We start from the raw sequence: 11,615 nt of genomic DNA, 5'->3' as shown, positions 1-11,615 counted from the left end.
CGGTGGACGTGGTGACCGGACGCATAGGCATCGATGATGTCGCCCCCGCGATCTCCGGTGGGCGCTATCCGGCCAAGGCCGTCGTGGGTGAGGTCGTCCCCGTGGCGGCAACCGTCTGGCGCGAAGGCCATGAGGCCGTCGCCGCGACACTGGTGGTGCGCTGCCTCGGGCCCAGCTACCCACAGCTCTCCGAGGGGCCGTTGCGCCGGATCTCGGCACCCCGCGAGAAGGACACCAGCGCGACACGAATCAAACCGCTGCATATCCCGATGCAGCCGGGTGGGGCTCTCGATCGATTCCATGCCAGCTTCGTCCCGGACCGGGAGGGGCTGTGGACCTTCCGGGTCGATGGATGGGGTGACCCGATCGCAACCTGGCGCCACAATGTCGAGGCCAAGCTGGAAGCGGGGCAGGGCGCCGCCGAGTTGGCCAACGATCTGGAGATCGGTGCGCGCTTGTTCGAGCGTGCGGCGGCCGGAGTACCGCGCAAGCGTCGCGGTCCGCTCCTGGCCTCGGCCGAAGCGCTGCGCACTCAGGACGACCCGGGAGCACGGTTTCAACATGCGCTTTCCGATGACGTACAGGTACTGCTTGCCGAGTTCCCGCTGCGCGACCTACTCACTCGCGGAACTCAATACGGCATCTGGGTCGATCGCACTCGGGCGCTGTACGGCTCCTGGTACGAACTGTTCCCGCGTTCCACGGGCGGAGTAGGACCGGACGGACGGCCCATGCACGGCACGCTGGCGACCGCATCGGCCGATCTCGCACGAGTCGCCGCTATGGGATTCGATGTGGTGTATCTACCGCCGGTGCATCCGATCGGCGAGATCAACCGCAAGGGCCGCAACAACAACCCGATCGCCGAGCCCGGCGAAGTCGGTTCGCCGTGGGCCATCGGCAGTGCCGCGGGGGGTCACGACGCGATCCATCCCGAGCTGGGAACTCTCAAGGATTTCGACCGGTTCGTATCCACCGCGCGCAAGCTGGGCCTGGAGGTGGCGCTGGACTTGGCGTTGCAGTGCGCACCGGATCATCCATGGGTCAGCGCGCACCCCGAGTGGTTCACCGAGCTTCCCGACGGCACCATCGCCTACGCGGAAAACCCTCCCAAGAAGTACCAGGACATCTATCCCCTGAACTTCGACACCGACCCCGCCGGCCTGTACACCGAGGTGTTGCGTGTCGTGCAGCACTGGATTTCCCACGGCGTCAAGATATTTCGGGTGGACAATCCGCACACCAAGCCGCCGGACTTCTGGCAGTGGCTGATCGAGGAGGTCAAGGCGGCCGATCCCGACGTGTTGTTCCTCTCCGAGGCATTCACTCGCCCGGCTCGGCTCTATGGTCTGGCCCGGCTCGGCTTCACCCAGTCGTACACCTACTTCACTTGGCGCACCGCCAAATCCGAGATCGCAGAGTTCGGCAGAGAGATCGCCGCGCAGGCGGACGTGGCGCGCCCGAATCTCTTCGTCAACACTCCGGACATCCTGCACGCGAGTCTTCAGTACGGCGGCCCCGGCATGTTCGCCATTCGTGCCGTCCTCGCCGGTACCTTGAGCCCGACCTGGGGCGTTTACTCCGGATACGAACTCTACGAACATGCCCCGTTGCGCGAAGGCAGCGAGGAATACCTGGACTCGGAGAAGTACCAGCTCCGTCCCCGCGATTACCAGGGCGCTGCCGCGCGCGGCGAATCATTGGAGCCATTCATCACCCGACTCAACGAGATCCGCCGACTGCATCCGGCACTGCACCAGCTGCGCAACATCACCTTCCATCACGTCGAGAACGACGCACTACTGGCGTACTCCAAGTTTGACCCGGTAACCGGCGATGCCGTCCTGGTCGTGGTGAATCTCAACCCCTTCGGCGCCGAAGACGGCACCATCTGGCTCGACCTGCCCGCACTCGGCCTCGATTGGCATGAAACGTTTTGGGTACGTGACGAGCTCACCGGAGAGCAATATCGCTGGGGCCAAGCCAACTATGTACGACTCGACCCACTGACACCTTCTCGGCAAGTGGCGCACATCCTGAATCTGCCGCAGGTCCGCGAATCCGCCCGGACGCACTTGGTGTTCCGCCCGTGACCACACCCGCGACTCTCCTGAAACCGGACGCCGACGATCTCGCCAAACTGGTGGCGGGCACTCACCACAATCCGCATTCGATTCTCGGCGCGCACGAATATGCCAACCCGGGCGGCAAGGGGCACACCGTCATTCGCGCGTTCAAACCTGGCGCAACAGCGGTGGCCGCGGTGGTGGGCGAAGAGCTACACCCGATGACCGATCTCGGGTCCGGACTGTTCGGGGTGGCGCTGCCCTTCCTGAACCTCCTCGACTACCGCCTCGATGTCGACTACGACGGCACGCCGCTGATCATCGCCGATGCATATCGATTCCTGCCCACGTTGGGCGAAGTGGATCTGCACCTGTTCAACGAGGGCCGCCACGAGCGACTCTGGGAAATCCTTGGTGCGCATCCACGTTCATTCGTCACGGCAGACGGCGAGGTCAGCGGAATCTCCTTCGCGGTGTGGGCACCCAACGCGCACGGGGTCTCGGTAATCGGCGATTTCAACGGGTGGAACGGCAATGACGCCCCCATGCGAACCCTGGGATCCTCAGGAGTCTGGGAGCTGTTCTGGCCGGGCATGACGCTCGGTTCGCTTTACAAGTTCCGCGTGCACGGCGCCGATGGGTCGGTGACCGATCGCGCCGACCCGTTCGCGTTCGCGACCGAGTTGCCACCGGCCACCGCATCGAGGGTCACCACGTCGTCGTACTCCTGGCAGGACGAGCAATGGATGTCCCGGCGCACCACCGGCAATCCGGTGTTCGAGCCCATGAGCACCTACGAGGTGCATCTGGCATCGTGGCGCCCCGGACTCTCCTATCGCGAACTGGCCCACGAACTCACGGACTACGTACTGGCACAGGGTTTCACCCACGTCGAGCTGCTGCCGGTGGCCGAACATCCCTTCGGTGGATCCTGGGGCTACCAGGTGACCTCGTACTACGCCCCCACCTCGAGGCTGGGCACGCCCGACGACTTCCGTTACCTGGTCGATGCCCTGCACCGGGCGGGAATCGGCGTCATCGTCGACTGGGTACCCGCACACTTTCCCAAGGATGCGTGGGCACTGGCCCGCTTCGACGGAACACCCCTATACGAACATGCTGACCCACACCGGGCCGAGCAGCTGGACTGGGGCACATATGTTTTCGACTTCGGGCGCCCCGAGGTTCGCAACTTCCTGGTCGCCAACGCGCTGTTCTGGCTCGACCAGTTCCACATCGACGGGCTGCGCGTCGACGCCGTCGCGTCGATGCTCTACCTGGACTACTCACGCCCCGCAGGTGGCTGGACACCGAACATTCACGGCGGCCGAGAGAATCTCGAGGCGGTGCAGTTCCTGCAGGAGATGAACGCCACCGTGCACAAACTGCATCCCGGAATTGTGACGGTGGCCGAGGAATCCACCTCCTGGCCGGGTGTCACCAGGGCGACCAGCCTGGGCGGCCTTGGTTTTTCCATGAAATGGAACATGGGGTGGATGCACGACACCCTGGGCTACCTCGGGCGCGATCCCATCCATCGCAGCTTCCATCACCACGAGATGACCTTCTCGATGCTGTACGCGTTCAGCGAGAATTTCGTGCTGCCGATCAGCCATGACGAGGTGGTGCACGGCAAGGGCACGCTGTGGACCCGCATCCCCGGTGACGACCACGCCAAGGCCGCGGGACTGCGCTGCCTGCTGGCCTACATGTGGGCGCACCCCGGAAAGCAGCTGCTGTTCATGGGGCAGGAGTTCGGCCAACGGGCCGAATGGTCCGATGAGCGCGGTGTCGACTGGTTCCAACTGGGCGAAGACGGGTACTCCTCAGGAATCGCGGCGTTGACCGCCGATCTGAATGCGGCCTACCGGCAGCGCCGCGCATTGTGGTCACAAGACACCGCCCCCCAGGGATATTCGTGGATCGACGCCAACGATTCGGCCAACAACGTGCTGAGCTTCCTGCGCTTCGGCGATGACGGTTCGGTGTTGGCCTGCATCTTCAACTTCGCGGGTATCGAGCACGCCAGCTACCGGGTGGGGTTGCCCCTGACCGGACGCTGGCGTGAGGTCATCAACACCGACGCACTGCAGTACCACGGCAGCGGAGTAGGGAACCTGGGCGAAGTCATCGCCTCGGCCAACCCGTGGCACGGCCGCCCGGCCTCGGCCACACTGGCCCTGCCGCCCGCCGCCGCGATCTGGTTGGAACCCGTCTCGGGGGACCTCTAGACAACATTAGGATGCGCTAAACGCAAACGCGTAGTTAAAGGGGTGGCTCGATGTCCAAACGCTGGGTGGCGCTGCTGGTGGGGCTGGTGCTGGTGATCACGTCGTGTGGCCGTCCACTCGGTGGGCAACCTCAATCGATCTACGCCGACCCGCTGCGCGTGGCGGGTATGCCCGCGGTCGATGGCCCCTCCGGCATGAAGCCCGGCGTCCAGATTCCCCAACGCAAGATCGAGAACACCGACAACGGTGAGATCGACGATTACGTCAAGGTGTCCCTGGCGGACATCGAGGATTTCTGGACGCAGTTCTACGGCGATTCGTTCGCCGACTTCCGGCCGGTACCCCGGCTCATCTCGGTCGACTCACGTAAGGACAACGGCAGCATCAGGTTCTGCGGGGGCAACCTGAACGACTTCATCAATGCTGCGTTTTGTCCACCGGAGAACTCGTTCGCCTGGGATCGTGGCCAGCTGTTCCCCTACCTGCGCAAGCAGATGGGCGAGATGGCGATGAACACCGTCATGGCCCACGAGTACGGACACTCGATCCAGTATCACGCTCAGCTCATCACTCCGATCGACGATCCGAAGATGACCAAGGATCAGGTCGAGTACCTCGTCGACCTGACTCAAGAACAGCAAGCCGACTGCTTCTCCGGCGCATATCTGCGCTGGGTCGCGCAAGGGGACTCGCCACGATTCACCTTGAACACCGCCGATGGGCTGAACAAGGTCACGGCCGCGATGATCGCGATCCGCGACAACGACACCAGTAAGAAGTGGGCCATCCACGGTTCGGCCTTCGAGCGGGTCTCGGCCTTCCAGTTCGGGTTCACCGACGGCCCCATGGCCTGCAAACGCATCGATCCCCGCGAGATCCTCAAGCGCCGCGGCGAGCTGCCCAAGGGCCTGGGTGTGGGGCCCAACGGCGACAACTGGCCGATAAACCCGGACACCATCGACGCGGTGCTTACCGCTGCCTCACAGGTGTTCCCCATGGATAACCCGCCCAAGGCGGTATACGGCGACGGGAAATGCTCCGACGGTTCGGGCACCGCGCCGGCCTCGTTCTGCCCGAACGACAACACGATTGCCCTGGATCCGAAGGCGCTGCAGAAGATGGCCACCCCCGTATCGGACCGGGCGCTGTTCTCCGCGCAAGTGAACGGCGACTATTCGGCGTTCAGCGTGATCGTCTCGCGCTACGCGCTGGCGGCAGAAAAGGCTGCGGGGCTGGAGACCGAGGGAATCATGACCGGGTTACGCACCGCGTGCCTCACCGGATACTTCACCTCACGTGCCGCCGGCAGGGGCATCGTGACTCCCCGCGCACCGGTCATCCTGTCTGGCGGCGACCTCGACGAAGCTGTCTCCGAATTGCTTTCCAGCGGTAGGGCTTCCAGCGACGCGAAGGGCGAGACGGCCCCCTCCGGATTCTCCCGCATCGATGCATACCGGATCGGTGTACTGGGCAACGACCAGACCTGCGCCAAACGCTTCCCGTAACTGCGGGACCGGACGGCGGCCGAATCAGAACAGAGCGTTGGCGAGCTTGCGCCGCCCGGCGACTACCGCGGGATCGGCCGGATCGAACAGCTCGAACAGCTCCAGCAGTCGAGCACGCACCCTGGCACGCTCGTCGTCGCTGGTCACGCGAACAAGTGCGACGAGCCGGTCGAAGGCCGAATCCGGCTGCTGTGAAAGCACTTCCACGTCAGCGGCAGCCAACCCGGCATCGATGTCGCCGGGTGTGGCATCGGCGACACTGACCGCATCCTGAGGGTGTGCCGTCGCCCGGATCAGGAATTCGATCTGACGCACCGACGCGGTCGCCTCGGCCGCCACCACACCGGTGGCGCCGTCGTCCAGCAGACCTTGATAGGCGGCACGGGCCGCCTCGAAATCTCCGGAGTCGAGGGCATCACGCGCCGCAGCGAGCGCCGGATCTGTACTTTCTTCGGGGTATTCGGACTCCCCGACGTCTTCTCCGTCCGGGGCAGCGGCATCGGGCAGCTTGCCGGCGACCGCGTCGAGAATGGAGTCAAGCCACCGCCGCAGCTGATCGGCGGGCTGAGGTCCCGCGAAGCTGGTGATGGGCCTCCCGGCGGCCACCGCCACCACGGTAGGCACCGCCTGCACACCGAAGACCTGTGCGATCTGCGGACTGGTGTCGACGTTGACCCGCGCCAGGGCCCACGTGCCGCGGTCTTCCGCGACCAGGTCACCCAGGGTGGCGGCCAGTGCCGCCGAGGCCTCGCTGCGCGGCGACCCCAGCAGCACGATGACCGGGACACGATTGGACTGCGCCAGTACTTCGGCTTCGAGATTCGCCTCGGTTACCTCGACGGTCCATGCATCTCCGGCCGAGGGCTCGCGAGGAGCCGTGGGCTCCTGCGCGCGCTGCTTGAGAGCAGAGAGGTCGACAGCTCCGGACATGGCCGCAGCCATCGCGGGACGTGGTCGGGTCACGCTGTCCAGTCTGTCACGGCTCACGGCCTCCGCACTACGGTCCAGCGTCGCCCGTCGCCGCAGACCCCGCGATAGGCAATTTGCCCGTCTTATCAGCCCATATGACAAAGATCACACTGCATAATGGGGCAACTCCAGCTAACAGTGCGAGCAACCAGGTGAGCGGACTCCAGCGGTACTCGCGGCCCGCGAGGAATCCCAACACCAGGTACGCGATGAAGACGATGCCGTGAATCCAGCCGAAGACCTTCACACCGATCTCGTTCCCCGGGTCCGGCACGTACTTGAAGAACATCCCGGCGAGCAGACCCGCCCAGCTGACGGCTTCGAGCAACGCGACGGTGCGAAACCTGCTGGCAGTGCTGCGCAGGTCGAAAAGCTGTGTCATGCCCTCAGTCTGCCCGATACAGCGCCCGACACATCACCGATCTACTACGTCGCGTCGTAAATCACACCCGCACGATCAGGGCATCACCCTGACCACCGCCGCCGCACAGTGCGGCCACTCCGATTCCGCCACCGCGGCGCTTGAGTTCCTGCGCCAGGTGCAGAGTGATACGGGCACCCGACATTCCGATGGGATGACCGATGGCGATCGCTCCGCCGTTCACGTTGACCTTCGCCGGGTCGATACCCAAGTCCTTCACCGAGGCCAAGCCCACCAGCGCGAAGGCCTCATTGATCTCGACCAGATCGAGCTGCTCGGGGGAAATCCCTTCCCGCTCACAGGCCTTCCGAATGGCGTTGGCCGGCTGCAGCTGCAGGCTGGAATCAGGGCCGGCGACCACGCCATGTGCACCGATCTCGGCGATCCACTCCAGCCCCTCGCGCTCCGCGCGCTCCTTGCTCATCACGACCACCGCGCAGGCGCCGTCGGAGATCGGCGAGGACGACCCTGCCGTGATGGTGCCGTCCTTACTGAACGCCGGACGCAGTCCCGCAAGTGATGCCGCGGTGGTGTCCGCGCGGATGCCCTCGTCCTCGGCGAACTCGATCGGATCACCCTTGCGCTGCGGGATCTGAACCGAGACCACCTCGTCGGCGAAGACACCGTCCTTCCACGCGCGGGCGGCATTCTGATGCGAGCGTGCCGCGAATTCGTCCTGCTCCTCGCGGGTGAACTTGTCGGAGGCATTGCGCTGTTCGGTGAGGATGCCCATCGCCTGGTCGGTGAAGGCATCATGCAGGCCGTCGAAGGCCATGTGGTCGACGAGCGTCACATCGCCGTACTTGAAACCGAAGCGGCTCTTGGGCAGCAGATGCGGGGCATTCGTCATCGATTCCTGACCACCGGCGACGACAACCTCGAACTCACCGGCCCGAATCAGCTGATCAGCCAGCGCAATGGCGTCGACACCGGAAAGGCACACCTTGTTGATGGTGAGCGCCGGCACATCCATACCGATTCCACCGGCAACGGCGGCCTGGCGTGCGGGAATCTGGCCTGCGCCCGCGGTGAGGACCTGGCCCATGATCACGTAATCGACGGCAGACGGTGCCACCTTGGCCTTCTCCAGAGCGCCCTTGATGGCGATACCGCCGAGCTGAGCGCCCGAGAAATCCTTCAGCGATCCCTGGAAGCGGCCAACGGGCGTACGCGCTCCAGCAACAATCACGGACGTGCTCATCGAATCTCCTTAATACTGCTCGAGTGGACGCCGTTTTCTGGAACGCGTTACCGTTGCGTTATGACGACATCGTCTCCTCTTGATGTTCCCTCGATCCTATCGACCGGTCTGGTGACCGCGATCGACCACGTGGGCATCGCGGTGCCCGACCTGGACGTCGCAATCGAGTGGTACCACGAACACCTGGGCATGATCCTGGTGCACGAGGAGATCAACGAGGGTCAGGGTGTCCGCGAGGCGATGCTGTCCTTCCCCGGAGCCGAACCCGGCAGCTCACAGATCCAGTTGATGGCACCGCTGAATGAGTCCTCGCCGATCGCCAAGTTCCTGAACACCAAGGGAGCCGGCCTGCAGCAGCTGGCCTACCGCGTCACCGACATCGATGCGCTGTCCGATCAGCTCCGCGCCGCGGGCGTACGAGTGCTGTACGACGAGCCGCGCATCGGCACCGCGAACTCACGGATCAACTTCCTGCATCCCAAGGACACCGGCGGCGTGCTCATCGAGCTCGTCCAGCCGACGCAGTCCCACTAGCTCCACCGCCGCGTCGGGCTCCGATTCGCGCGGTTAACCCAGCACGGCGTATGCCAGTGCCGGCGGTCCTCTACTCCCTTGTCTTGCCTCTCGGAGACGGGCCACACCACGACATGGGCGACGCCGATCGCGATCTCGTGATCGCATCCGGGACAGCGGTAGACCTTGATCGCGCGTGCTGCCGCGATCCTGCGCACCCGGTAGTCCAGCCCGTCGGTCCCCTGTTCGACCTGGTCACGGCCGAGAGGCGGCACGCCGACGCGGTCGCCAACGGCACGACGCGGCGGATGTCGGCGGCCCATGCGGTGATTCTATGAGGGGTGGGCCTATTTCAGAACAAACGGAATTCGTCTGAGTCCATTCCCCGCATCGCGTCGTAGTCCAGTATGAGACAACGGATTCCGCGATCTTCGGCAAGAGTGCGGGCCTGCGGCTTGATCTGTTGCGCGGCGAAGACGCCGGCGACCGGCGCCAGCGTGGTGTCCCGGTTGAGCAGTTCTAGATATCGGGTGAGCTGCTCGACGCCGTCAATCTCACCCCGGCGCTTGATCTCGACCGCAACAGTCGCACCGTCGGCGTCCCGGCACAGCAGGTCCACCGGCCCGATCGGCGTCATGTACTCGCGCCGCACCAGGGTGTATCCGTCGCCGAGCAACGCGACGTGCTCTGCGAGCAACTCCTGCAGGTGCGCCTCGACTCCATCCTTGACCAATCCGGGGTCGACCCCGAGCTCATGGGCCGAGTCGTGCTCGATGTTCTCGATGGTGATCCGCAGCTGCTCACCGGCCTTGTTCTCGACCACCCAGACGGTCGAGGCGCCACTTTCCGCAGACTCCTCGTTCTCCGTCTCGACAAGCCAGCACGGCGGGCTCATCCAGTTCAACGGCTTGTAGGCACGATCATCGGCGTGCACGCTCACCGAACCATCGGCCTTGATAAGCAGGAGCCGCTTGGCGGACGGAAGGTGGGCGGTGAGCCGACCGACATAATTAACGGTGCATTGAGCTACGACGAGACGCACCGGCCCACTGTATAGGGAGTTAGGCTGGCGACAACTATGGCAAACGAGTCGATTCGCGCAGTGTCGCAGCGAGTGGGCCGTGCCCTGGCCACGATCACCGGGCAGACCGGCCGACTCGAGGCCGGCGACGGGTACGGATCGTGGCTGCTGGGCCGCTATGACGAAAGCACGCTCATCCAGCGCATCCGTATCCAGCTGATGCTGACCGTGTTCGTGGTGGCCGCCAACCTGATTGGTGTCGCCGTCGTCATCCTTCTGGTGCTCGTCGCGGTGCCCGATCCCAACGTCTTCGACGCGCCCTGGTGGATCCACTTCGTGGTCGTTCCGGTGTATGTGACGCTGGCGGTGCTCATCGGCGCCGTGTGGGGTACCCGCCGCATCTTCAAGGTGGTGCGGTGGGCCCTGGACGAACGGGAACCGACCAAGGCGGACCAGCGCAACGCATTCGCGGTCCCGCGGCGCCTGACGGTCGTCGAGGCGATTTTGTGGGCGGGCGGCACCGCCTTGTTCACCACGCTCTACGGGATACAAAATCCGCTCTACATCCCCAAGATCTTCTTCGCGGTGGGGTTCAGCGGGGTAGTGGTCTGTGCGGCCAACTACCTGTTCACCGAGTTCGCGATGCGGCCCGTCGCCGCACGAGCACTCGAAGCCGGGTATCGCAGAAGACGGCTCGCTTCGGGAATCATGGTGCGCACCATGTTGGCCTGGGTGCTGGGATCTGGTGTCCCCGCGGTCGGCCTCATGCTCACCGGTGTCGGCGCGCTCATCTTCGGTAACTTCACGGTCAAGCAGCTGGCGGTGGCGGTCATCATCATCGCCGGCGCGATCCCGACCTTCGGGCTCATCCTCATCTGGATCTCCTCCTGGATGCTCGCCACCCCGGTGAAAGAGGTTCAGTCCGCGCTCAAGCGCGTCGAGCAGAACGACCTGGATGTCAATCTGGTGGTCTACGACGGCACCGAGCTGGGCGAGCTGCAGGCAGGTTTCAACACCATGGCGGAGGGCCTGCGCGAGCGCGAGCGGGTCCGGGACCTCTTCGGTAAGCATGTCGGCCGCGAGGTCGCCGCCGCCGCCGAGTTGCAACAGCCGGCGCTCGGCGGCGAAGAACGCCACGTCGCGGTGCTTTTCGCCGATATCGTCGGGTCCACCCAGCTGGCAGCCACTCGGCCGGCGATCGAGGTGGTGGCATTGCTGAACCGATTCTTCACCGTCGTCGTCGAAGAAATCGACCGTTACGAGGGCATGGTCAACAAGTTCGAGGGCGACGCCACCCTCGCAGTGTTCGGCGCGCCTGTTCGGCAAGACCGCCCCGAGAGCCAGGCGCTCGCCGCCGCGCGCGCCATTGCCCGCCGACTACGGGCCGAGGTCCCCGAATGCCAAGCAGGCATCGGTGTCGCCTCGGGGCAGGCTGTGGCCGGAAACGTCGGGGCCCATGACCGTTTCGAATACACCGTGATCGGCGATCCGGTTAACGAGGCAGCCCGGCTCTGCGAGCTTTCCAAAACTGTGCCCGGACAATTGGTGGCCTCGTTGGACACCGTGTTGCGCGCCCACCATCGCGAGGCCTTGCATTGGCGCTCCGGCGATACCGTTACGCTGCGTGGCCGCTCCGAGCCCACCGAACTCGCGGTACCTGTGGCCTGAAGCCGTGTGGGCACCGCCGC

General features: G+C 64.7%; 10 protein-coding genes. 5 read left to right on the top strand and 5 right to left on the bottom strand.

Annotated features, from left to right (window positions below):
- The first annotated feature begins 11 nt into the window (after window positions 1-11).
- The 3 genes from MSTE_RS07125 to MSTE_RS07115 are packed head-to-tail and all read left to right on the top strand — an operon-like array spanning window position 12 to window position 5,802.
- Window positions 12-2,093, top strand: a complete 2,082-nt coding sequence (locus tag MSTE_RS07125) for an alpha-1,4-glucan--maltose-1-phosphate maltosyltransferase (protein WP_096505564.1) — start codon at window positions 12-14, stop codon at window positions 2,091-2,093.
- A gap of 17 nt (window positions 2,094-2,110) precedes the next feature.
- Window positions 2,111-4,297, top strand: coding sequence for a 1,4-alpha-glucan branching protein GlgB (gene glgB, locus MSTE_RS07120; RefSeq protein ID WP_096505562.1), 2,187 nt, complete (start codon window positions 2,111-2,113; stop codon window positions 4,295-4,297).
- A gap of 50 nt (window positions 4,298-4,347) precedes the next feature.
- On the top strand, window positions 4,348-5,802 hold the full coding sequence (locus MSTE_RS07115; RefSeq protein ID WP_096500047.1) for a neutral zinc metallopeptidase: 1,455 nt from the start codon (window positions 4,348-4,350) through the stop codon (window positions 5,800-5,802).
- A gap of 24 nt (window positions 5,803-5,826) precedes the next feature.
- On the opposite strand, the gene MSTE_RS07110 is transcribed toward MSTE_RS07115, so the two are convergent.
- The 3 genes from MSTE_RS07110 to MSTE_RS07100 form a co-directional block, all read right to left on the bottom strand.
- Window positions 5,827-6,765: a co-chaperone YbbN gene (locus tag MSTE_RS07110; protein ID WP_096505560.1), complete on the bottom strand. Its 939-nt coding sequence runs from the start codon at window positions 6,763-6,765 to the stop codon at window positions 5,827-5,829.
- Window positions 6,766-6,799: 34 nt separating this feature from the next.
- The gene (locus MSTE_RS07105; protein WP_096500045.1) at window positions 6,800-7,153 is read right to left on the bottom strand and encodes a DUF3817 domain-containing protein; all 354 of its coding nucleotides are present in this window, start codon (window positions 7,151-7,153) and stop codon (window positions 6,800-6,802) included.
- A 61-nt stretch (window positions 7,154-7,214) separates the two neighbouring features.
- Window positions 7,215-8,393 carry an acetyl-CoA C-acetyltransferase gene (locus MSTE_RS07100; RefSeq protein ID WP_064408206.1) on the bottom strand — a complete coding sequence of 393 codons (1,179 nt, stop codon included), beginning with the start codon at window positions 8,391-8,393 and terminating at the stop codon, window positions 7,215-7,217.
- A gap of 60 nt (window positions 8,394-8,453) precedes the next feature.
- Here MSTE_RS07100 and mce point away from each other — a divergent pair, with 60 nt between their 5' ends.
- Window positions 8,454-8,927, top strand: a complete 474-nt coding sequence (gene mce / locus MSTE_RS07095; protein ID WP_096500043.1) for a methylmalonyl-CoA epimerase — start codon at window positions 8,454-8,456, stop codon at window positions 8,925-8,927.
- Here the strand turns inward: mce and MSTE_RS07090 are convergent.
- Both MSTE_RS07090 and nucS read right to left on the bottom strand, forming a co-directional pair.
- Complete coding sequence (locus MSTE_RS07090) at window positions 8,924-9,229, bottom strand: hypothetical protein (protein WP_096500041.1); 306 nt, start codon at window positions 9,227-9,229, stop codon at window positions 8,924-8,926. The genes mce and MSTE_RS07090 overlap by 4 nt on opposite strands.
- Before the next feature lie 29 nt (window positions 9,230-9,258).
- The gene (nucS, locus tag MSTE_RS07085; RefSeq protein WP_096500039.1) at window positions 9,259-9,948 is read right to left on the bottom strand and encodes an endonuclease NucS; all 690 of its coding nucleotides are present in this window, start codon (window positions 9,946-9,948) and stop codon (window positions 9,259-9,261) included.
- 36 nt (window positions 9,949-9,984) lie between these two features.
- Between nucS and MSTE_RS07080 the strand changes: the two genes are divergently transcribed.
- Window positions 9,985-11,595: an adenylate/guanylate cyclase domain-containing protein gene (locus MSTE_RS07080; protein WP_096500037.1), complete on the top strand. Its 1,611-nt coding sequence runs from the start codon at window positions 9,985-9,987 to the stop codon at window positions 11,593-11,595.
- Window positions 11,596-11,615 lie beyond the last annotated feature (20 nt).

Origin of the sequence: [Mycobacterium] stephanolepidis, assembly GCF_002356335.1 — a bacterium.
GTDB lineage: Bacteria > Actinomycetota > Actinomycetes > Mycobacteriales > Mycobacteriaceae > Mycobacterium > Mycobacterium stephanolepidis.
The sequence above is the reverse complement of the archived record's forward strand: the minus strand, read 5'-3'. Positions and strand labels throughout refer to the sequence as shown.